Raw genomic sequence first — 21283 nt, forward strand, 5'->3', positions numbered from 1 at the left:
TACTCGCACGCACTGCGATCCGAATGCTGGAATGCTGGACTTTCGGACAGGGCAGGCATGTACGCCGGACGGGGTGTGGGGGGCCGGGAGATCGTGGAGGACAGGGTGCGGGTGGTCATCGCCGAGGATTCCGTGCTGCTCAGGGAGGGGCTGACCCGGCTGTTGACCGACCGGGGACATGACGTGGTCGCGGGCGTCGGTGACGCGGAGGCGCTGGTCAAGACCATCGCCGAGCTGGACGCGCAGGAGGCGCTGCCGGACGTCGTGGTGGCGGACGTACGGATGCCGCCGACCCACACCGACGAAGGGGTGCGGGCGGCCGTACGGCTGCGGAAGGCGCATCCGGGGCTCGGGGTGCTGGTGCTGTCGCAGTACGTCGAGGAGCGCTACGCCACCGAACTGCTGGCCGGTTCCAGCCGGGGCGTGGGGTACCTGCTGAAGGACCGGGTCGCCGACGTGCGGGAGTTCGTGGACGCGGTGGTGCGGGTCGCCGAAGGGGGTACGGCGCTCGATCCCGAGGTGGTGGCGCAGTTGCTCGGGCGCAGCCGCAAGCAGGACGTGCTGGCCGGCCTGACCCCGCGGGAGCGGGAGGTGCTGGGGCTGATGGCCGAGGGGCGGACGAACTCGGCGATCGCGCGGCAGCTGGTCGTGAGCGACGGCGCCGTCGAGAAGCACGTCAGCAACATCTTCCTCAAGCTGGGCCTCTCCCCGAGCGACGGTGACCACCGGCGCGTTCTGGCCGTTCTCACCTATCTGAACTCCTGACGGGCGGACACCGTGTCGGCACCGGAAGGCAGCCCGGGGGAGGGAAAATCGTGACAAGTCAGGGCGACAGGTCGTCTCGAAGAGCCGTCCAGCATGCGAGCGGGCACGGGAAGGCGACCCTAACCGACGTAGGGTTGAAGGTGGGATGGTCCGTGGGACGGCCAGGCCCGGACAGCCGCCTCGAAGGAGGTCCAGTTCAGTGACCAGCCAGGTCAGCAGGACAGCGGAACAGGCCGATGGAACCGCCGACGGAACCGTCGTCGGAGAGCAGCGCAGGCCGGGCGGCGTCAAGTCCGTCCGGCGCCTGGACCGGGTGATCATCCGGTTCGCGGGGGACTCCGGTGACGGTATGCAACTCACCGGGGACCGGTTCACGTCGGAGACCGCGTCCTTCGGAAACGACCTCTCGACCCTCCCGAACTTCCCGGCCGAGATCCGGGCCCCCGCAGGCACCCTGCCGGGGGTTTCGTCCTTCCAGCTGCACTTCGCCGACCACGACATCCTCACCCCCGGGGACGCGCCGAACGTGCTGGTCGCGATGAACCCGGCCGCGCTGAAGGCCAACATCGGCGACCTGCCACGCGGCGCGGAGATCATCGTCAACACGGACGAGTTCACCAAACGGGCGATGCAGAAGGTCGGCTACGACACCTCGCCCCTGGAGGACGGCTCACTCGACGGGTACAGCCTCCATCCGGTGCCGCTGACCACGCTGACCGTGGAGGCACTGAAGGAATTCGACCTCACCCGCAAAGAGGCCGAGCGCAGCAAGAACATGTTCGCGCTCGGCCTCTTGTCATGGATGTACCACCGGCCCACCGAGGGCACGGAGAAGTTCCTCGCGCAGAAGTTCGCCCGCAAGCCCGAGGTCATGAAAGCCAACCTTGCGGCCTTCCGCGCGGGCTGGAACTTCGGCGAGACGACCGAGGACTTCGCGGTCTCGTACGAGATCGCGCCGGCGACCACCGCGTTCCCGGTCGGCACCTACCGGAACATCTCGGGGAACCTGGCCCTGGCGTACGGCCTGGTCACGGCGGGCCGGCAGGCGGAGCTGCCGCTGTTCCTCGGGTCGTACCCGATCACCCCGGCCTCCGACATCCTGCACGAGCTGTCCAAGCACAAGAACTTCGGCGTGCGGACGTTCCAGGCGGAGGACGAGATCGCCGGTATCGGGGCGGCGCTGGGAGCGGCGTTCGGCGGTGCGCTCGCGGTGACGACGACGTCCGGCCCCGGGGTGGCCCTGAAGGCGGAGACGGTCGGGCTCGCGGTCTCCCTGGAGCTGCCGCTGCTGGTCGTCGACATCCAGCGTGGCGGGCCGTCCACCGGCCTGCCGACCAAGACCGAGCAGGCGGACCTGCTCCAGGCGATGTACGGCCGCAACGGCGAGGCGCCGGTCCCGGTGATCGCCCCGCGGACCCCCGCCGACTGCTTCGACGCGGCGCTGGAGGCGGCCAGGATCGCGCTGACCTACCGCACCCCCGTGATGCTCCTGTCCGACGGTTACCTGGCCAACGGCAGCGAGCCCTGGCGGATCCCGGAACTCACCGAGCTCCCCGACCTGCGGGTGCAGTTCGCCGACGGCCCCAACCACACCCTCGACGACGGCACCGAGGTCTTCTGGCCGTACAAACGCGACCCTCAGACCCTCGCCCGGCCCTGGGCGGTCCCCGGCACGCCCGGCCTCGAACACCGCATCGGCGGCATCGAGAAGCAGGACGGCACCGGCAACATCTCGTACGACCCCGCCAACCACGACTTCATGGTCCGCACCCGGCAGGCCAAGATCGACGGTATCGAGGTGCCCGACGTCGAGGTCGACGACCCGGACGGCGCGCGCACCCTGGTGCTGGGCTGGGGGTCCACATACGGACCGATCACGGCGGCGGTACGGCGGCTGCGCGCGGCCGGTGAGCCGATCGCGCAGGCGCACCTGCGTCACCTGAACCCGTTCCCGAAGAACCTCGCCGCCGTTCTCAAGAGCTACGACAAGGTGGTGATCCCCGAAATGAACCTCGGTCAGCTCGCCACCCTCATCCGTGCGAGGTACCTGGTGGACGCGCATTCGTACAACCAGGTCAACGGCATGCCGTTCAAGGCCGAGCAGCTCGCCGCGGCGCTCAAGGAGGCCATCCATGACTGACGTGACGGACGCCACCGAAGGGCTGCTCCAGCTCGTGCCCAAGGCCGAGGGCAGGCAGTCCATGAAGGACTTCAAGTCGGACCAGGAGGTGCGCTGGTGCCCGGGCTGCGGTGACTACGCGATCCTGGCGGCCGTGCAGGGCTTCATGCCGGAACTGGGGCTGGCGAAGGAGAACATCGTCTTCGTCTCCGGGATCGGCTGCTCGTCCCGTTTCCCGTACTACATGAACACCTACGGGATGCACTCCATCCACGGCCGGGCGCCGGCGATCGCGACCGGTCTGGCGACCAGTCGGCGGGATCTGTCGGTGTGGGTCGTCACGGGTGACGGTGACGCCCTGTCCATCGGCGGCAACCACCTCATCCACGCGCTGCGCCGCAACGTCAACCTGAAGATCCTCCTCTTCAACAACCGCATCTACGGGTTGACGAAAGGCCAGTACTCACCGACCTCGGAGGTCGGGAAAGTCACCAAGTCGACACCGATGGGTTCGCTGGACGCGCCGTTCAACCCGGTGTCGCTGGCGATCGGCGCCGAGGCCTCCTTCGTCGCGCGCACCATCGACTCCGACCGCAAGCACCTCACCGAGGTGCTGCGCGCGGCCGCCGCGCACCCGGGTACGGCCCTGATCGAGATCTACCAGAACTGCAACATCTTCAACGACGGGGCCTTCGACGCCCTCAAGGACAAGCAGTCGGCCGAGGAGGCGATGATCCGCCTGGAGCACGGGCAGCCGATCCGCTTCGGCGCGGACCGCGCGCGCGGGGTGGTACGGGACCGGCTCACCGGTGACCTGAGGGTGGTCGACGTGACGGCGGACAACGAGTCCGAGATCCTCGTCCACGACGCCCACTCCCCCTCCCCCACCACGGCCTTCGCGCTGTCCCGGCTGGCCGACCAGGACACCCTGCACAACACGCCCGTCGGTGTCTTCCGCGCGGTGGAACGGCCCGTCTACGACGTGCAGATGTCCGAGCAGCTGGACACCGCCGTCGCACAGCACGGCAAGGGCGACCTCGCGGGGCTGCTGGCCGGCGGCGACACCTGGACGGTCGTCGGCTGACCGCAGGCGGCTACGAGCGGGGCCCGGACGCGCCGTCCGGGCCCCGCGGGCGTCAGACCTTCTTCGGTCCCGCTCGCGCGTCAGACCTTCTTCGGCCCCGCTCGCGCGTCAGGCCTTCCTCGGCGCCGGCTCGGCTCCTGCGTCAGGCCTTCTTCGCCTCGTCGTAGGCCTCGCGCGCGCGTTCCACGTCCGCCATCCGCCGCTCGGTCCACAGGGCCAGGTCCCGTACCTGCTGGGCCGCCTCGCGGCCGAGGTCGGTGAGGGAGTAGTCGACGCGGGGCGGGATGACGGGTTTGGCGTCGCGGTGGACGAGGCCGTCCCGTTCCAGCGTCTGGAGCGTCTGGGTCAGCATCTTCTCGCTGACCCGGCCGATCGCGCGGCGCAGCTCGCTGAAGCGGTAGGGGCGGTCGAGGAGTTCGATGAGGACCAGCACGCCCCAGCGGCTGGTGACGTGCTCCAGGACGAGCCGGTACGGGCACATCGCCTCGCCGACGACGTACTTCCCGGCGCCGGGACCACTTTCGGGGATGCTTACGACCATGCCAGTACCTTACTTCAAAGTGGGTACTTTCTTTTGGTTAGCGCACCTCCTAGGGTTAGTGGCAACGGAACCCCACAAGGAGATCGCACACCATGAGCATCGTCGTCACCGGAGCCACCGGACACCTCGGCCGCCACGTCGTGAACCAGCTGCTGGAGAAGGTCCCGGCCGAGCAGATCACCGCAGTCGTGCGTGACGAGGCCAAGGCCGCCGACTTCGCGGCCAAGGGCGTGAAGATCGCTGTCGCGGACTACAACACCCCCGAGACCTTCGACGGCCTGTTCGCCGCCGGCGACAAGGTGCTGCTGATCTCCGGCAACGAGTTCGACAAGGGCCGTCCCGCGCAGCACCAGGTCGTCATCGACGCCGCCAAGGCGGCCGGTGTGGCCCTGCTCGCGTACACCAGTGCCCCGGGCAGCCTGAAGGCCTCGCTGGTGGACGACCACCGCACCACCGAGAAGGCGCTGCTCGCCTCCGGTCTGCCGTACACCCTGCTGCGCAACGGCTGGTACCACGAGAACTACACCGAGAACCTCGCTCCGGTCCTGGAGCACAACGCGGTCGTCGCGGCCGCCGGTGAGGGCCGGGTCTCCTCGGCGTCCCGCGCGGACTACGCGGCCGCCGCGGTCGCCGTGCTGACCGGCGAGGGCCACGAGAACCAGACGTACGAACTGGGCGGCGACACCGCCTGGAGCTTCGCCGAGTACGCGGCTCTGATCTCCGAGCAGACCGGCAAGGAGATCGCCTACAACTCCGTGCCCGCCGAGGTGCTCCAGGGCATCCTCACCGGCGCCGGCGTGCCCGAGTTCTTCGCGGGGATCCTGGCCGACGTCGACGCGTCGATCGCCAAGGGCGAGCTCGTCGTCGACTCCGGCGACCTCTCCCGGCTTGCCGGCCGCCCGACCTCCCCGATCTCGGAGGCGGTCGCCGCCGCGCTCAAGGGCTGACCTGCGCCGACGACCTCACCCCGGTCTGTCATGACCGTATACCGATACGGCCATGACAGACCGGGGCGCTCGGCGCTACCTTCGTCCAGATGCGATGAATCAGGGGACGAGGAGGGCCGGTGGCCGGGATATCGAAGGGTGCCGAGACATCCGAGGGTGGATCAAAGGGCGAATCGAAGGGTGAGCAGCGGACCGGGCTGCTGAACGGCATCGCCGCCTACGGGATGTGGGGGCTGGTCCCGCTCTTCTGGCCGCTGCTGAAGCCAGCCGGATCGGTGGAGATCCTCGCCCACCGCATGGTGTGGTCCTTGCTCTTCGTCGCCGTCGCCCTGGCCTTCGTACGGCGCTGGGCCTGGGCCGGCGAGCTGCTGCGCCAGCCGCGCCGGCTGGCGCTGGTGGCGGTAGCCGCCGCCGTGATCACCGTCAACTGGGGTGTCTACATCTGGGCCGTGAACGCCGGCCACGTGGTGGAGGCCTCCCTCGGCTACTTCATCAACCCGCTGGTCACCATCGCCATGGGGGTGCTGCTGCTGAAGGAGCGGCTGCGGCCCGCGCAGTGGGCGGCGGTGGGCATCGGCTTCGCCGCGGTCGTCGTCCTGACCGTCGGCTACGGGCAGCCGCCGTGGATCTCCCTCACCCTCGCCTTCTCCTTCGCCACCTACGGTCTCGTCAAGAAGAAGGTCAACCTCGGCGGCGTGGAGTCACTCGCGGCGGAGACCGCGATCCAGTTCCTGCCCGCGCTCGGCTATCTGCTGTGGCTGGCCGGCCACGGCGACTCCAGCTTCCTCGACGACGGCGCCGGGCACGCGGCCCTGCTCGCCTCCACCGGCATCGTCACCGCCGTCCCGCTGGTCTGCTTCGGCGCCGCCGCGATCCGCGTGCCGCTCTCCACGCTGGGCCTCCTCCAGTACCTCGCGCCGGTCTTCCAGTTCCTGCTCGGCATCGTCTACTTCCATGAGGCCATGCCCGTCGAACGCTGGGCAGGTTTCGCGCTCGTCTGGCTCGCCCTCTCCCTGCTCACCTGGGACGCGCTGCGCACCGCCCGCCGTGCCGCGCGGGCGCTCGCGGCGGCAGCGGCCCTACCACGGCCCGCGGCACCGGCGACGGAGAGTCCCGCGAGTCCGGTGTGAGGCCTGGCGCCGTCGGCTATAAGTGGGCGGCATGACGCAGACGCCCGCACCCCTGCACTGGAAGCTCGTCGTCGACGCCCGTGACCCGCACGGGCAGGCCGACTTCTGGGCCGCCGCGCTGCACTACGTGGCCGAGGACAACAGCGCGCTCGTCGAGCACCTGCTGGAGTCGGGCGCGCTGCCCGGTGCCGCCACCGTCGAGTACCACGGGCGCGCCGCCTTCCGGGATCTCGTCGCCGTACGGCACCCGGACGACCCGTACGACGAGGAGCGCGGGACGGGGCTGGGGCGGCGGCTGCTGTTCCAGCGGGTGCCGGAGGCGAAGGCCGGCAAGAACCGGCTCCACATCGACCTGCACGCCGGGGACGGGACGCGGTCGGAGGAGGTGGCACGGCTTGAAGCGCTGGGCGCGACGGTGCTGCGGCACGTCTCCGAGCCGGCCGGCGCGTGGACGGTGATGGCCGACCCGGAGGGCAACGAGTTCTGCGTGCAGTAGCGGCCGTACGGGCGGGCTGTGCGGTACGGGGTGTGGTGCCGGGGCACGCCATCCCGGAGTGTGCCGGGCGTGGCGTTCCGGGGCGTGCCGTGCCGGGGCGTGTCGTGCCCGGGTGTGTCGTGCCGGAGCGCGTCGTGCCGTACCCGGGTCGGGGTCGTGTTCGGCGGCCCTCCGAGGCCGCTCAGGCGTTCTCCGCCGCACGGCGGGCGCGTTCCGTCAGGCGGGTCATCCGGGCGCGGGCCGAGTCCAGTTCCTCCACGTCGTCGGCCGCCGGGCCCTCCTCGGTGGTGAGCCCGCTCCACAGGTCGATCAGGTCACGCCCGAGACGGAGTCCGTACTCCGGATCGCGTACCGCGCGCCACGCGGTGGCCGCGCTGCGCACGTTGCCGTAGGCGCCCTCGCCGTCGCCCGCCTGCCGGTGCTGCCGGGCCAGCTCCAGGGAGAGGTGGAAGGCGCGCTCCGGGTCGCCCGCCAGGTAGGCGATGTACGCGGTCAGTCCGCGCAGGTGCAGTACTTCGGTGTGGCCCTCGCCGAACGCGGCGGCGGCCTCGGCGACCGTCTGCTCCGCGAGTTCGGCGGCCCTCTCGATGCGGCCCGTCCGGACGGCCTCGTTGATGCGCGCCACCGATTCGGTGAGCAGCGCGGCCCCCTCGACGGTCACGGTCACCGGCTCGTCCCCGAGCACCTCCTCGGCGACCGCGTCGAACCCGCGGGCCGGGGTGTGCCTGGGGTCGGGGTCGAGGGCGCGAACGGCTTCGGGAGAGATGAGGGGTTCGGGGCGGGGCTCGGGACGCGCCTCGGGGCCGGACACCGACTGGGGCCCGCTGACGGCCTGGGCCGGTACGGCCGCCGGAGCGAACGTCCCGCCCATGGCGGGCGGCGGCCCGAACACCCCGGTCGGCGGCCGTACCGTGCCGAGGGCCACCGGGTCCGGCAGCGCATGCGGCGGGAACGCCGACGGTGCCTGGGCGATCGCCGGCTCCTCGACGACCCGCAGCCCAGCGGACGGCCGGTCCTCCTGGGGCCGTCGCTCCGGCGCCTCGGGCCGGACCGGCACGGCCGCGTTCGGTTCCGCGGGTACGGCCATCCGCACCGGGTCACCGGTGAAGCTGCTGGAGCCGTCCAGGTTCACCCGGAGGCTGACGACGAAGCCGATACGGGTGTCATGGACGGTGGCGAGGACGGGACGGCCGCCGGCGCGGGCGAGCCGCTGGAGGTGGTTGAGCACCGTCTGCTGCGGTTCCTCGCCGGGTGCCGGGAACAGCGGTACGCCGTCCACGGTGGCGGCGCCGCCCGTCACACGGACCTCGACCGGTTCCGCCGGCTCGGCGTCCTGCTGAGCTTCCCGCTTCGTCTCGCGGCTGAGTCGGGACATCGGCCCTCATTCCCCCGGCGTCACCGTCCGGTCGTACCCGTGCGTACCGTCCAGTCTGGCCGCTCGCTCCGGCTCACGCGTCACCACGACGTCACAGCCTCGCATCAGGAAGGGGCCGCCGTGCGGTGGTGACCACCGGCCTCCCCCGGACTCCTGGACCCCTGACCCCCTGGCCCCTTCTACGCTTTCGCCCCCTGTACCCCCTGGCCCCTGGCCCAATTCGATGCATGCACATAAGATGCAGACGCCTCTATTCACCGTGCGCCGTTCACCTGGGGGATCTCATGACGCGCCGTTTCCTGTTCGTGCTGGGCAGCGCCCGCTCGGACGGCAACACCGAACTCCTGGCCCGCCGAGCCGCCGAACAACTGCCCGCCGACGTCGGGCAGCAGTGGATCAGCCTCGCCGAGCATCCGCTGCCGGACTTCGTGGACCTGCGACGCGACAGCGACCATGTGCGCGCGCCCTCGGACACCGCCGCCGGCCTGCTGCTCGACGCCACGCTCGCGGCGACGGACATCGTGATCGCCTCGCCGGTGTACTGGTACTCGGTGTCTGGCCTCACCAAGCGCTACCTGGACTACTGGTCGGGCTGGCTGCGCACGCCCGGCGTCGACTTCAAGCAGACCATGGCGGGACGCACCCTGTGGGGAGTCGCCGCGCTGGCGGACCACGAGCCGTCGGTCGCGGACCCGTACGTCGGCCTGCTCAACAACTCGGCCGCCTATCTGGGCATGCGCTTCGGCGGTGTGTTGCTCGGCAACGGCAGCGCGCGCGGTGACGTGCTCCGGGACGCCGCGGCGCTGGCCCGGGCCAAGGAGTTCTTCGCCGGGGAGGCGCCCCCGGCCCGGTTCGCCCACGCGTCGGCCTGACCGCGGCCGCCGGCGCCCCGTGGCGCCGTGCGGCGGCGGCCGGACTACGCGGTGATGTCCTTCGTCGTGAAGCGCGCCCAGGCCGCCGAACCGAACACCGCCACGTATAGGGCCTGCAGTTCCAGGTTCCTGATCAGGTCGTGCCAGTAGACGGGATCGCGCACGAGATCGGCGAAGGACAGCCAGTAGTGCGAGAAGAAGTACGGCTGGAGCGCGTGCAGCTGGGGTATCTGGTCGAGGATCTGGACGGTGATGAGCAGGCCGACGGTCGTCGCCATCGCCGCGATACCGCTGTTGGTGAGCGTGGACACGAACAGGCCGAGCGCGGCGATGCCGGTCAGAGAGGCGGCGACCAGCAGCGCGATCAGCAGGGCGCGGCCGAGTCCCTCGGTGAAGGAGATCTGCGTGCCCGAGATGGTCGTCAGATCGCCGAGGGGGAACAGCAGCGCACCCACGGCGAGGGCGGAGGCCGCCACCACCAGGGTGGCGAGCAGGCAGAAGGCCATCGCCGTCGCGTACTTGACGAGCAGCAGACGGGTGCGGCCGGCGGGGGCGACCAGCAGATAGCGCAGGGTGCCCGCGTTGGCCTCGCCCGCGATCGCGTCGCCGGCCACCACTCCGACCGCCATCGGCAGGAAGAACGGCAGGGTCGCGGCCAGCGCCGTGAACACCAGGAACAGCCCGTTGTTGGTGACCTGCGAGATGAAGGCGGGGCCCGCACCGCTGTCCCGGCCGGCCGGCCCGTCGCCGCTCGTCTCGATCTTCACGGAGATGCCGACCAGGATCGGCACCGCGGCCAGCACGCCCAGCAGCGCGAGGGTGCGCCACCGCCGCAGGGTGGTGACCAGTTCGCTGCGCAGCAGCCCGAGGGTCCACAGCGGGTTCGGCCGTACGACCGGATCCGGTGCGGCCGGTTGCGGTACGGCCGTCACGTCAGCCTGCGACATCGAAGCCCTCTCCGGTCAGCGCCACGAACGCGTCCTCCAGCGAGGCCCGTTCGACCGTGAAGCCGCGGACCCTGACGCCCGCCGCGACGAGCGCCGCGTTCACCTCGGCCAGGTCGCGCTCGGGCGGTTCGCCGGTCACCCGGTCCTCGGTCACGACCACGTCGGCGACGCCCAGTTCCTTGAGCACGCGGGCCGCCTCCCCTGGGTCCGGGGTGGTCACCGCGAGCCGGCCGCGTGCCCCGGCAGCCAGGTCGGCGACCGCGCCCTGGGTGATCAGCCGGCCCTGCGCCATCACCGCAGCGTGGGTGCAGACCTGCTCGATCTCGTCGAGGAGGTGGGAGGAGAGGAACACGGTCGTACCGTCTCCGGCGAGTTCCCGCACCAGGGAGCGGATCTCCCGCATGCCCTGCGGGTCGAGACCGTTGGTCGGTTCGTCCAGGACCAGCAGCTTCCGGGGCTGGAGCAGCGCGGCGGCCAGCCCCAGACGCTGCTTCATGCCCAGGGAGTAGGCTCGCGCCTTCTTCGCCGCGGCGGCCGTCAGACCCACCCGGTCCAGCGCCGCCCCGACCCGCGCCCGCCGAGTGCGCGGGTCGGCGGTCGGGTCCGCGGCGTCGTACCGGAGCAGGTTGTCCCGGCCGGAGAGGAAGCCGTACAGCGCGGGGCCCTCGATGAGGGCGCCGACCTGGGGCAGGACGGCGCGGGAGGCGCGCGGCATGGGGCGGCCCAGGACCCGGGCGGTGCCCGAGGTCGGCGTGATCAGGCCCATCAGCATGCGGATGGTGGTGGTCTTGCCGGAGCCGTTCGGACCGAGGAAGCCGAAGACGCTGCCCGCCGGGACGGTCAGGTCGAGACCGTCCACGGCGAGCTGTCCGCCGCCGTAGCGCTTGGTGAGGCCGCGGGTGGCGATGACGCTCCCGCCCGCTGAGGCGTCGTCCCCCGACGCGTCGTCCTCGGAGGCGGCACCCTCCGGGACGGCTCCCTCCGGGGTGGCTCCCTCCGGGGTGGCATCCCCCAGGACGTCGTCGCCCGGGCCCGGGTCCTCCGGGTGCCGCTCCGTGGCGGACGGTCGGTCCATCGGCTCCCTCGATTCGTCCTGGCCTGCGGCACAGGGTACGGACGTACCCTGTGCCGGCCCCTCGCTAGCCCGCGTTCGCCGCCTTCACCAGGGCCGCCTTGTCCACGGCGCCGACGTACACCTTGCCGTCGTCCGTGATCAGCGCGTTGATCAGCCGGGTGGAGAAGACGGTGCCCTTGCCGAACTTTCCGGAGACCGGGTCGCCGAGCGAGCCGAGGAAGCCGCTCAGGTCGCCTGCCTTGCCGGAGGCGGAGCCCGTGGGCAGGCCGCCCTTGCTGCCGGAGTCGAGGACGGCTATGGAGTTCCAGCCCTTGCCGAGGACGTCGAAGCCGTCCTTCTTCAGGTCCTTGGGGGCGCCGTTGCCGGGCGTCCCGCTGCCCTTGCCGCTCTCGCCGCTGTCGCCGTGCCGGTCGGACCCGCCCGTCCGGTCGGCCTTGTCGCCCTCGGTGACCTTGGCGCCCTTGGGCGGGGTGAAGGCGAAGGTGGACGCGGCCGGCTTGGCGAAGCTGACCTGGGTGTAGCCGGCGTCCACGACGGCCGCGCCGCCGCTCGACGGGGTGAGCGTGAACTTCAGGGGCGTACCGGTCTTGGCGTCCACCGCGATGCTGATCGCGCCCACCGTCGTACCGGACTGCTTGGGCTTGATGACCAGGCGGTAGGCGTCTCGGCCGGCCACCTGCGCGGTGCCGTCGACCTTCACCGAGGTGGTGTCGTCGACCGACTTGAGGACCTCGTCGGCGAAGTCCTTGGGCGTGGCCGGGGTTTCGTGCTGCTCCTTGCCGGAGTCGGCGGCGGTGGAGTGGTAGACCTCGTTGGACTTGCTGTCGTAGCCCCAGACGTCCGTGCCGTTGTGGATGAGGCTGTACTCGGCGCCGCTCTCCAGGAGCGAGACCTTCTGCTTCTCGGGACCGTCAGCGGCCACACGCAGGGTGTGCGTGCCGGAGGCGAGCTCGGTGAGTTTGGCGGTCGGGTCGGCGGACGAGTCGCCCCCGCCGCCCTGGGCGGCGCCGGACATCAGGCTGCTCTCCAGGCCGCCGAGGTCGGGCAGCCCGAGGTCCGTGCTGATCTTCACGGTGCCGGACAGCTGCTGCACGTCCGACTTGGCGATCTTGTCGATGAGTTCCTGCGCGGTGATCTTCGGCAGGTCGGGGTCACCGGAGTCGGCGAGTGCCGGGACCAGGCCGATCGTGGCCGCGGCCACGCCCATCACCGCGACCGGCACGACGTACCGCGCGGCCTTGCGGCGCCGTTCGGCGCGCCGTTCGTCGTCGGCCTGCACGGTCTCCGTGCTGTCGTCGGATTCGTACGGTGCCATGTGTGCCTTACCTCCGTCGTCGGCGGCGGCCGTCCTCGCACGTGTCCCACCCTGAGCCGCCATTCTCACCCGAATCGGTGAGTGGTGGTGATTTCCGTGGTTTCCATCTCACCAAATCGGAGGCCGGTAAGCGTCAGACCGGGGAGCCAACTCCGCGTACGACTGCGGTATGACACGAGGGTGGAGACGCCTCCCCCGACCCGTAGGGGTCGTACGGGAAGGCGCCTCCGGCGGGCCGGGCCAGAGGGCCCGGCGTCGCTGCTCAGACCACCGTGCGGCGCCTGCCCGGGCTCGCAGGGCCCTGCTTGCCGGGGCCCTGCTTAACGGGGCCCTGCTTAACAGGCCCGTTCAGCGGTGCTGCACGAACACGTAGTCAGCGCGGTACGGGACGCCGACGACGGCGCCCGGGGTGCAGGCGCCCGTCGGCGCGACGCCGCCGACGGTGTTCAGGCGGAGGATCTCGCCGGTGTGCGCGAGCAGCCCGTGCTTCTTGCCGGACGGGGTGGCCCTGAGGTCCAGTTCGGGGATGTTCCCGGTGCCGTTGGGTGTCTTGCTCAGGACCGCTCCGGTGACCGCGCTGCCGTCGGGCGCGACCCACTGCGGGGTGCCGGAGTTCGGCGCGACGAAGGAGTGGCGGATGCCGCCGCCGAGTTTGGCGCTGACGTCACGCTGGGCGAAGGCGTAGCCGCCGTTGCCGGCAGCCTTGCACTCGTAGATCTGCCGGCCGGTGACCACGGAGGCCTGGAAACCGCCGCCCTTCAGGTCGGAGACAGTCGTGACGGCGTGCAGTTGGCCTCGGACGGCTCCGCCGGGGAACTCGGCGGTGTGCAGGTTGGCGTAGAAGGCGCCCGGATCGGCGGTGAGGCGCCCGAGCAGGGCCTGGTCGGTGACCTTGACGCTGCCGGTGGCGGTGTGGCCCTTGATCTTCTTCAGCACCTTTCCGAAGTCGATCACGACACCGCCGTTGGTGCCCTTGGCGCCCTGGTGGATGTGCAGATCGGTGGGCCTGCCGGTGCCGCGCCAGGTCACGGCGACGGTCACCTTGTCCCCCTTGACCTGGATGAACTCCAGTGCGGCGCCGTCCTTGTCCCCGACGGCGGGTTTGCCGGCGACGGGCACCTCGTCGGCGCCGCGCAGACTGGCGGCGAGGACGACGGAGCCGGTGGAACGGTCGGAACGGTGGCTGGTGGCGGCTGCCGCCGGGACGACGGCAGCGCCGAGTGCGGTCACGGTGACGGCGGCGACGACGAGACTCGTGCGACGCGTGGCGTTGACGACCATGATTCCGTTTTCTCCCCCTGTGTCAGCCGACGCCCCCTGCGTCAGCTTCTGGGAAGAGGTACGGAACGAGTCGCAGATTGGACTCAGTCCAGGCATGTGACGTAGGTCACTGTCGACTGGTCACTCACGGGCTCACTCGAAGACCCGCGGACCTAGCCGGCCCGGTGCACCACCGCGTCGCACAGCTCCACCAGCGCGGCCTTCGGGTCGCACTCAGGCAGCGGCGCCAGCGCGGCCCGCGCCTCCTCCGCGTACCGGACGGCGTCCCGCCTTGCCTCCTCCAGCGCCGGATTCGCCCGCAGACCGGCCAGCGCCTGCGCGTGCCGGGCGTCGTCGGTCAGGTCGGCGTCCAGCAGCTCGCACAGGGCGATGTCCTCGGCCAGCCCCAGCCGGGCCGCCCGCTCCCGCAGCCGCAGCACGGGCAGCGTGGGGACGCCCTCCCGCAGGTCCGTGCCGGGGGTCTTCCCGGACGCGTGCGAGTCGGAGGCGATGTCCAGGACGTCGTCGGCGAGCTGGAAGGCGACGCCGAGCCGTTCGCCGTACTGGGTGAGGACGTCCACGACCGTCTCGTCGGCGCCGGACATCATCGCGCCGAAGCGGCAGGAGACAGCCACCAGGGAGCCCGTCTTGCCGCCGAGGACGTCGAGGTAGTGGTCGACCGGGTCGCGCCCGTCCGACGGGCCCGCGGTCTCCAGGATCTGGCCGGTCACCAGCCGCTCGAACGCGAGGGCCTGGACCCGGACCGCCTCGGGCCCGAGGTCGGCGAGGATCTGCGAGGCACGGGCGAACAGGAAGTCACCGGTGAGGACGGCGACGGAGTTGCCCCAGCGGGTGTTGGCGCTGTCGACACCGCGCCGCACGGAGGCCTCGTCCATGACGTCGTCGTGGTACAGGGTGGCGAGGTGGGTCAGCTCGACGACGACGGCCGACGGCACGACACCGGGCGCGTAGGGGTCACCGAACTGTGCCGCGAGCATCACCAGCAGCGGCCGGAACCGCTTCCCACCGGCCCGCACGAGGTGCTGTGCGGCCTCCGTGATGAACGGGACCTCGCTCTTGGTGGCCTCTAGCAAGCCTTCCTCGACAGCCGTCAATCCGGCCTGGACATCGGCTTCCAGAGCCTGGTCCCGCACGCTCAGCCCGAACGGCCCGACGACGGTCACGAGGGATCTCCTGTCTGCTGGTGTCTACTGGCGATTACACGGTTTGTCGATAGGTCGCTGCCCTCACTCAAGTCAGCGTATCCGGTCAGGTTTCGATCACCGATAGCGCCCACGGTTACACCCCGGGCGCTATCGGATCACGACCGGTATGTTTTTGATCAGCTGATACGACCCGATATCCACTGACTTAACAGGAACCATGGGCGCTTGTCCCGGATCACGGCTTACGTCGTGTCCCGCCCACGTCCCCCTCAGCCGATGTCACCCGCCCGGGCGCACCCCCTTCGCCGCACACCGAAGCCGTCGGGACACCCGTGCCCGAACGGGGGCACCTCACACCTACCCCCTCGCCCTCGCGCGGGCGCGCGCGGGGCGACCCCATTCCCCTCCCGTCGAGGCGGTGGGCCGAGACACCTGCGGCGACGCCCCGTCCCCCGTCCGGGTGACCAGGATCACGCGCGACCTCGCACCGCAACTCCCAGCCTGTTCCATGACCTTGGCGCGCGCATCCGTCAACACATCAGTCAGGCACGGCCGATGACACACGCACACGTCCGAAGCCCTCGAGGCGGCGAAAGGGGCGGCGCAAACGAGCCTGGAACGGTCGAATCGCTCCCGAGAATCCCAATCCAAATCGAATACGACAATTTGGACAATCCCTGGAAATCCAGTGCACCGCGGACCACTTCACAAGCCGCAACGAGATACCGCGGACGCATTCCATCAATCCCTCATGTCCGTTTTACCGCAATTGCGGTTTCGTGAAGTAGGTCACTCGGGGCCATATGCCGCAAGCGCGCCGAGGTGACCCTTCCTTTCCTTTCCCTGTGCGCCAGTTGGAGCTTGGCGACCGCAAAGGATCAAGTGCCCCATACGCCTCAGACCAAGGTCAATCGGTGTGTTGTGTGAATCCACCCCTTGTTCCGGACATGTGCTCTCGCATACGTTCCCGCTCGCCGGGCGGACGCCGAATCCTGCCGCCGCCCGTCTTAACCCATCGACGAGTTCATTCGTACGGCAGGAGCGGGGGACCCAGGTAAGTCGCCGGACCGGGCGGCCGACGTCATCGACCGACGTCGTTTCCGGAACGGCTAGGGGTGAAGTCGCATCGCCTTCGGGCGGCGCGGCCGGGCACTCCCCGAGCCCGAACCCGACAGCTCACCTCGCAGGCGACGGAGAGGAAACACGCCATGCCTGCTGCCGCCCAGCTCCGCCGCACCCGCATCGCCCGCACGCTCGCCGCCGTCGGTACCGGCGCCGCGGTGCTCGCCCTTCCGCTCATCGGCGCGACCGCCGCCTCGGCCGCCACTCCCGCCACCACGCCGACGGTCTCGACGACGCCCGCCGGGTACCCGAACAACCTCGACGGCTGGATCCGCGAATCGCTCGCGATCATGCGCGAGAAGAGCATCCCGGGCTCCTACAACGGCATCTACCGGAACGTGATCCGCGAGTCCTCCGGCAACCCGAGGGCCATCAACCTCTGGGACTCCAACGCCGCCGCCGGCATCCCCTCCAAGGGCCTGCTCCAGGTGATCGACCCGACGTTCAACGCCTACCACGTGGCCGGCACGTCGTTCGACATCTACGACCCGGTCGCGAACATCACCGCCGCGTGCAACTACGCCGCCGCGCGGTACGGCTCCATCGACAACGTCTACGGCGCGTACTGACCGACGCCCCGTATCAAGCGAAGAGTCTTTCGAGGACGACGGCGATGCCGTCGTCCTCGTTCGACGTGGTGATCTCGTCGGCCCTCGCCCTGAGTTCGGGGTGCGCGTTGGCCATCGCCACCCCGTGGGCGGCCCAGTCGAACATCGGGATGTCGTTGGGCATGTCACCGAAGGCGATGGCCCCGTCTGGGCTCAGCCCCAGATGATCGGCGGCCAGCGCGAGACCGGTCGCCTTGGTCACCCCGCACGGCTGGAGTTCCACGGTCCCCGGACCCGACATGGTGACCGTCGCCAGCGAACCCACCACCGCGCGCGCGGTCGCCGCCAGTTCGTCGTCGGACAGGGCCTGGTGGCGCAGCAGCACCTTGCTGATGGGCGCGCACCACAGGTCGTCACGCCGGTCGACGCGCAGCGCGGGCAGCGTGGGGTGGGGCATCAGGTAGCCCGGTTCGATGAGCGTGAGCCCGTCCACGCCGTCCTGGTCGACCGCCGCGTACACCTGGCCGACCTCCGCCTCGATCTTGCCGAGCGCGGTCTCCGCCAGCTCCCGGTCCAGGGTGACCGACCACAGCAGACGGTGCGTGCCGGCGTCGTACACCTGCGCGCCCTGGCCGCAGACCGCGAGTCCCGTGCAGCCGAGGTCGTCGAGGAGCGGGCGCACTCTCGGCGCGGGGCGGCCGGTCACCACGAGGTGCGTGGCGCCAGCCAGGCCGGCCCGCGCGAGCGCGGCGAGCGACCGGTCCGAGAGGGTGTCGTCGGCGCGCAGCAGCGTGCCGTCCAGGTCGGTGGCGATCAGTGAGTACGGGGAGGGTGCGACCATGATCAGAGAATACGGACAGCACGCCCCAGGGACTCACTGTGCGTTTCGGCCTCAAGTGGCGCCCGCCGCCTCGGTGATGGGGCGTTGTCAGGGTGGCCGGTCACGTTCGCGGTGATCTGGTGGCACCGAGCCGACGGGGGCGGTCGTGGTGACGGGCGGGACGGGAGGTCCGCGGGCGTATCTCCGGGAGACGTCGACCGGGGGTGCTGCAGTGGTTCCCGGTGGAGCTGCGGACCGAGATCTGCGCGCTGTCGTTCCATATCTGGCGTGTCGAGAACGACAAACGCAGGCCGTATGTGGCGATCGGTCACGACATCAAGCGCCAGTACGAGGCCGAAAGACGTCTGGCGGATCCGGGCGAGGCGCGCTGGTACTCCGCGTGCTGACCTCTCGACGGCTTCGAGATGCTGGGCAACTGCCCGGAGGACCCGGCCGGGGGCGCGTTGTACGTCGAGGAGGTGCGGCGGCTCGGACTCTGGTTCGACGGGGGCGCCGAGGACGCCGAACTGGACGCGAAGCACGACCTGTTGGGGCTGCACTTCGCGGACGCGTGAACTGGCGCCCGGTCTCGTGGCCGGGCTGCCTCGTGGTCGGGCTGCCTCGTGGTCGGGCTGCCACGTGGCCGGGCTGCCTCGTGGTCGTGCTGCCTCGTGGTCGTGCTGCCTCGTGGTGGGCTACCTCGTGGTGGGCTACCGCGTGGTCGTGCCGGAGCCTCGGCGGTTGGTGCGCCACAGCTGGTAGAGGTGCTTCGCGCCCGGTCGCACGAAGCGCGCGAGCATCGTGACGAACGGCATCGGGTCGTCACCCGCGAACCAAGCCAGTTCGGTCCCGCTCGGCCGCCCTGGCGCGTGCGGTGTCGTGTAGCCGCTGCGGCGGTAGGCCAGGAGGGCGGGCAGGTCGATGTTCTCCACGACGTACCGGTGGCCGGCGCGCTGTTCCCCCTCCGGAACGCGGCGCCCGGTCAGGTCCAGGTGCATGGCGCGGACCACGTCCACACCCGACTCGCTCTCGAAGAGCCGGAACTGGGCGCCCATGCGCGGGTTGAAGTCGAGCAGCTTGTACCGCCCGTCACGCCGGTCGAAGCGCAGGTCCAGGTCGACGACGCCGGCGAAGCCGATCTGCTTGATGAAACGCGCGGCGAGGTCGGCGAGTTCCGGGTTGTCGACGACGTACGCGTTCGCGGTCATGCCCGCGTGCGGCGGCCAGGAGCGGACCTTCACCCCGGTGAACAGGGCGCGCGGGGTGGAATCGGCATCGAAGTAGGCGTGCACGATCCAGTCCTCCGCCTCCTCTCGCGGCAGGTACTCCTGGAGGATGACACCCGGTGGAGTGCCCCAGTCGCGGGCGAGGGTGAGCAGACCCTCCCGGGTGGCGATCCGCGTCGTTCCGTTGACGGCGGGCCGTTCGCGCCGGACGAACGCCTCTCGGTTCTTGGCCACGATCGGGAAGCGCGCCTTCTCCGCGAAGCCGACGATCTCCTCGTACGACTGCGGGAACGCGGCCTCCGGACTGGGGATGCCGTGTTCCACGCACAGTTCGTGCAGCCCCTGCTTGCTGGCCAGCCGGCGCGGCAGCCCGGGCTCCACGCGCGGGAAGAGGAAACGCTCGCCGAGCGCGTCCTGATGCTCGGCGATCAGGACGGCGGCCTCCTCGTCGGTGGGGATCAGCACGGTCGGCCGGCCGATACGGCGTCCGACGCGCAGCAGTCCCTCGACGAGACGGGCCGGTTCCTCGGCACCTGTCGTCGGCCACACGAACGCCCGTTCCAGATAACGGGACGAGGCCGCCGGTGTGTACGCGTCCTCCGTGATCGCGTACATGGGCACGCCGAGGCGCCCCAGACTGCGAATCGCGCCGACCCCGCCGTGGTGCAGCGGATAGTCGCCGAACTTGACGATCAGGCCCGGCACGTCGCGGTCCGCCTCGAACGGCACGCCGACGGCATTCCTGGCCACGGGTCCCCCCACGTGTCCCCCCTACAGACCGGACCCACCCCGTCCGTGTCCCCCAAAGGACGCTAAGCCGGAATTGCACCCTCCGACAAGGCCTATTCGGACATTGCGAACTCTTTAGACACTGCCACGACAGCCAACTCACCCGTAACGTGTGGCGCGACCACATGGAATGCCGCGCAACGCCCTGGCCGTGTCCCCACATGGCAGATCCCACGCGGCACGGATGAGAGCGAGGCAGCCACCCCATGCCCCCCTTGCCCCCCTTCGAGGTCCCCGAGGGTGACCCCTTCGGCCCGCACAACCTTCCGTATGGCGTGTTCTCGACCTCTGGGAGCACGGACCGGAGGGTCGGCGTCCGGCTCGGTGACCACGTCCTCGACGCCGGCGCCGCGGCCCTGGCCCTCGGCTCCCCGTACGCCTCCCTGCTCGCCCGCCCGACCCTGAACCCGCTGCTGGCGGCGGGCCGCACCACCTGGTCGGACGTACGGCGCGCACTGACCGCGTGGGTGAGCGTCCCCGCGCACCGTGCGACGCTCGAACCCCTCTTCCACTCGCTGTCCGAGGTGACTCTCCACCTGCCCTTCGAGGTCGCCGACTACGTCGACTTCTACGCCTCCGAGAACCACGCCCGGAACGCCGGCCGCATCTTCCGCCCCGACGCCGCCGAGCCGCTCACCCCCAACTGGAAGCACCTGCCGATCGGTTACCACGGCCGCGCGGGCACGGTCGTGGTGTCGGGGACGGACGTCGTACGGCCGTCGGGACAGCGGAAGGCGCCGTCGGACCCGGCACCGGTGTTCGGACCGTCGGTACGGCTGGACATCGAGGCCGAGGTCGGCTTCGTCGTCGGCGCGCCGTCGCGGCACGGCGAACCCGTCGCGCTGGGCGACTTCCGGGACCACGTGTTCGGACTCACGCTCCTGAACGACTGGTCGGCACGCGACATCCAAGCCTGGGAGTACGTCCCGCTCGGGCCGTTCCTCGGCAAGTCGTTCGCCACCTCGATCTCGGCGTGGATCACCCCGCTGGAGGCACTGGAGGAGGCACGGGTGGCCCCGCCCCGGCGGACGCATCCGCTGCTGCCGTACCTCGACGACGCCACCGAGGAGCCCGCCGGTTACGACCTGCGGATCTCGATCGCGATCAACGGGCAGACGGTGTCCGAGCCGCCGTTCTCCACCATGTACTGGACCGCCGCCCAGCAACTCGCCCACCTGACCGTCAACGGCGCCTCGCTGCGCACCGGCGACCTGTACGGCTCCGGCACGGTGAGCGGCACGGGGCCCGGGGAACGCGGCTCGCTGCTGGAGCTGACCTGGAACGGACAGGACCCGCTCGACCTCGCCGACGGGAAGCGGACCTACCTGGAGGACGGTGACGTGGTGACCCTGTCGGCGTGGGCTCCGGGGCCGGGCGGGAGCCGGGTCGGGCTCGGGGACGTCAGCGGGCGGATCGTGGCGGGGTGACGGGCGGCCGGCGCACCTGATCCGGGGGGGCGGGGGCCGGGGGGGCGATGGCACGGGGCCGGGAGAGGGGCATCGAGGACGGGTGCGTACGGCGGGCGTGGCGAGACCGGGGACGTGAGCTTCCCGGACGGAGCGAGAGCGCGGATCCTAGAGCGCGGATCCTCGTCGACACCTGACTCCAGGCGCCTCTCACCGTCATACTGGCGTAACACGCACCATGCGACGCGCTCGTACGCGCACGGTGCGAGGCGGCGGCGCG

At 70.7% G+C, this 21283-nt stretch carries 20 protein-coding genes and 1 riboswitch; of the genes, 11 read left to right on the forward strand and 9 right to left on the reverse strand.

Features of this window, described 5'->3' with window-relative positions; translation table 11 throughout:
- The first annotated feature begins 57 nt into the window (after positions 1-57).
- The 3 genes from MB828_RS03245 to MB828_RS03255 all read left to right on the forward strand — a co-directional run bounded on the left by MB828_RS03245 (position 58) and on the right by MB828_RS03255 (position 3968).
- Positions 58-765, forward strand: a complete 708-nt coding sequence (locus MB828_RS03245; RefSeq protein ID WP_343236144.1) for a LuxR C-terminal-related transcriptional regulator — start codon at positions 58-60, stop codon at positions 763-765.
- A 199-nt stretch (positions 766-964) separates the two neighbouring features.
- A complete protein-coding gene (locus MB828_RS03250; RefSeq protein ID WP_301646833.1) occupies positions 965-2905 on the forward strand; it encodes a 2-oxoacid:acceptor oxidoreductase subunit alpha in 1941 nt (646 codons plus the stop codon).
- Positions 2898-3968 carry a 2-oxoacid:ferredoxin oxidoreductase subunit beta gene (locus MB828_RS03255; protein WP_301646834.1) on the forward strand — a complete coding sequence of 357 codons (1071 nt, stop codon included), beginning with the start codon at positions 2898-2900 and terminating at the stop codon, positions 3966-3968. The genes MB828_RS03250 and MB828_RS03255 overlap by 8 nt, the downstream gene beginning before the upstream one ends.
- Positions 3969-4110: 142 nt before the next feature.
- Here the strand turns inward: MB828_RS03255 and MB828_RS03260 are convergent, their stop codons facing one another.
- Positions 4111-4509, reverse strand: coding sequence for a winged helix-turn-helix transcriptional regulator (locus MB828_RS03260; protein ID WP_301646835.1), 399 nt, complete (start codon positions 4507-4509; stop codon positions 4111-4113).
- 92 nt (positions 4510-4601) lie between these two features.
- Between MB828_RS03260 and MB828_RS03265 the strand changes: the two genes are divergently transcribed.
- The 3 genes from MB828_RS03265 to MB828_RS03275 all read left to right on the forward strand — a co-directional run bounded on the left by MB828_RS03265 (position 4602) and on the right by MB828_RS03275 (position 7082).
- The gene (locus tag MB828_RS03265) at positions 4602-5456 is read left to right on the forward strand and encodes an SDR family oxidoreductase (RefSeq protein WP_301646836.1); all 855 of its coding nucleotides are present in this window, start codon (positions 4602-4604) and stop codon (positions 5454-5456) included.
- Positions 5457-5680: 224 nt separating this feature from the next.
- The gene (gene rarD / locus MB828_RS03270; RefSeq protein ID WP_133027612.1) at positions 5681-6586 is read left to right on the forward strand and encodes an EamA family transporter RarD; all 906 of its coding nucleotides are present in this window, start codon (positions 5681-5683) and stop codon (positions 6584-6586) included.
- A 31-nt stretch (positions 6587-6617) separates the two neighbouring features.
- Entirely contained in the window at positions 6618-7082 is a 465-nt protein-coding gene (locus tag MB828_RS03275; protein WP_046726418.1) for a VOC family protein, read from the forward strand.
- Positions 7083-7263: 181 nt separating this feature from the next.
- Here MB828_RS03275 and MB828_RS03280 read toward each other — a convergent pair whose 3' ends face one another.
- A complete protein-coding gene (locus MB828_RS03280; protein WP_301646837.1) occupies positions 7264-8457 on the reverse strand; it encodes a tetratricopeptide repeat protein in 1194 nt (397 codons plus the stop codon).
- Positions 8458-8741: 284 nt separating this feature from the next.
- Between MB828_RS03280 and MB828_RS03285 the strand changes: the two genes are divergently transcribed.
- Positions 8742-9329 (forward strand): flavodoxin family protein, encoded by a 588-nt coding sequence (locus MB828_RS03285; RefSeq protein WP_301646838.1) that lies wholly within the window; start codon positions 8742-8744, stop codon positions 9327-9329.
- A gap of 44 nt (positions 9330-9373) precedes the next feature.
- On the opposite strand, the gene MB828_RS03290 is transcribed toward MB828_RS03285, so the two are convergent.
- From MB828_RS03290 to MB828_RS03310, 5 genes are all read right to left on the reverse strand, one after another.
- Positions 9374-10276 (reverse strand): ABC transporter permease, encoded by a 903-nt coding sequence (locus MB828_RS03290; RefSeq protein WP_301646839.1) that lies wholly within the window; start codon positions 10274-10276, stop codon positions 9374-9376.
- The gene (locus MB828_RS03295) at positions 10263-11351 is read right to left on the reverse strand and encodes an ABC transporter ATP-binding protein (protein ID WP_301646840.1); all 1089 of its coding nucleotides are present in this window, start codon (positions 11349-11351) and stop codon (positions 10263-10265) included. The genes MB828_RS03290 and MB828_RS03295 overlap by 14 nt, the downstream gene beginning before the upstream one ends.
- 64 nt (positions 11352-11415) lie before the next feature.
- Entirely contained in the window at positions 11416-12666 is a 1251-nt protein-coding gene (locus MB828_RS03300) for a LolA family protein (RefSeq protein ID WP_301646841.1), read from the reverse strand.
- 348 nt (positions 12667-13014) lie between these two features.
- Positions 13015-13947 carry a CHRD domain-containing protein gene (locus MB828_RS03305; protein WP_301646842.1) on the reverse strand — a complete coding sequence of 311 codons (933 nt, stop codon included), beginning with the start codon at positions 13945-13947 and terminating at the stop codon, positions 13015-13017.
- A 152-nt stretch (positions 13948-14099) separates the two neighbouring features.
- On the reverse strand, positions 14100-15110 hold the full coding sequence (locus MB828_RS03310; protein WP_301646843.1) for a polyprenyl synthetase family protein: 1011 nt from the start codon (positions 15108-15110) through the stop codon (positions 14100-14102).
- 988 nt (positions 15111-16098) lie between these two features.
- Positions 16099-16297, forward strand: a riboswitch (cyclic di-AMP (ydaO/yuaA leader).
- A 3-nt stretch (positions 16298-16300) separates the two neighbouring features.
- Between MB828_RS03310 and MB828_RS03315 the strand changes: the two genes are divergently transcribed.
- Entirely contained in the window at positions 16301-16783 is a 483-nt protein-coding gene (locus tag MB828_RS03315; protein ID WP_046726425.1) for a transglycosylase SLT domain-containing protein, read from the forward strand.
- A gap of 13 nt (positions 16784-16796) precedes the next feature.
- On the opposite strand, the gene MB828_RS03320 is transcribed toward MB828_RS03315, so the two are convergent.
- Positions 16797-17603 carry an HAD family hydrolase gene (locus MB828_RS03320; protein ID WP_301646844.1) on the reverse strand — a complete coding sequence of 269 codons (807 nt, stop codon included), beginning with the start codon at positions 17601-17603 and terminating at the stop codon, positions 16797-16799.
- 203 nt (positions 17604-17806) lie between these two features.
- On the opposite strand from MB828_RS03320, the gene MB828_RS03325 reads away from it, so the two are divergent.
- Positions 17807-17989, forward strand: coding sequence for a hypothetical protein (locus tag MB828_RS03325; protein WP_301646845.1), 183 nt, complete (start codon positions 17807-17809; stop codon positions 17987-17989).
- A gap of 18 nt (positions 17990-18007) precedes the next feature.
- Positions 18008-18157: a hypothetical protein gene (locus MB828_RS03330; protein ID WP_301646846.1), complete on the forward strand. Its 150-nt coding sequence runs from the start codon at positions 18008-18010 to the stop codon at positions 18155-18157.
- A gap of 135 nt (positions 18158-18292) precedes the next feature.
- Here MB828_RS03330 and MB828_RS03335 read toward each other — a convergent pair whose 3' ends face one another.
- Positions 18293-19537 carry an ATP-grasp domain-containing protein gene (locus MB828_RS03335; RefSeq protein ID WP_301646946.1) on the reverse strand — a complete coding sequence of 415 codons (1245 nt, stop codon included), beginning with the start codon at positions 19535-19537 and terminating at the stop codon, positions 18293-18295.
- A gap of 275 nt (positions 19538-19812) precedes the next feature.
- Here MB828_RS03335 and fahA point away from each other — a divergent pair, with 275 nt between their 5' ends.
- Complete coding sequence (gene fahA / locus MB828_RS03340; protein WP_301646947.1) at positions 19813-21024, forward strand: fumarylacetoacetase; 1212 nt, start codon at positions 19813-19815, stop codon at positions 21022-21024.
- Positions 21025-21283 lie beyond the last annotated feature (259 nt).

Origin of the sequence: Streptomyces arenae, from assembly GCF_022343545.1 — a bacterium.
GTDB lineage: Bacteria > Actinomycetota > Actinomycetes > Streptomycetales > Streptomycetaceae > Streptomyces > Streptomyces humi.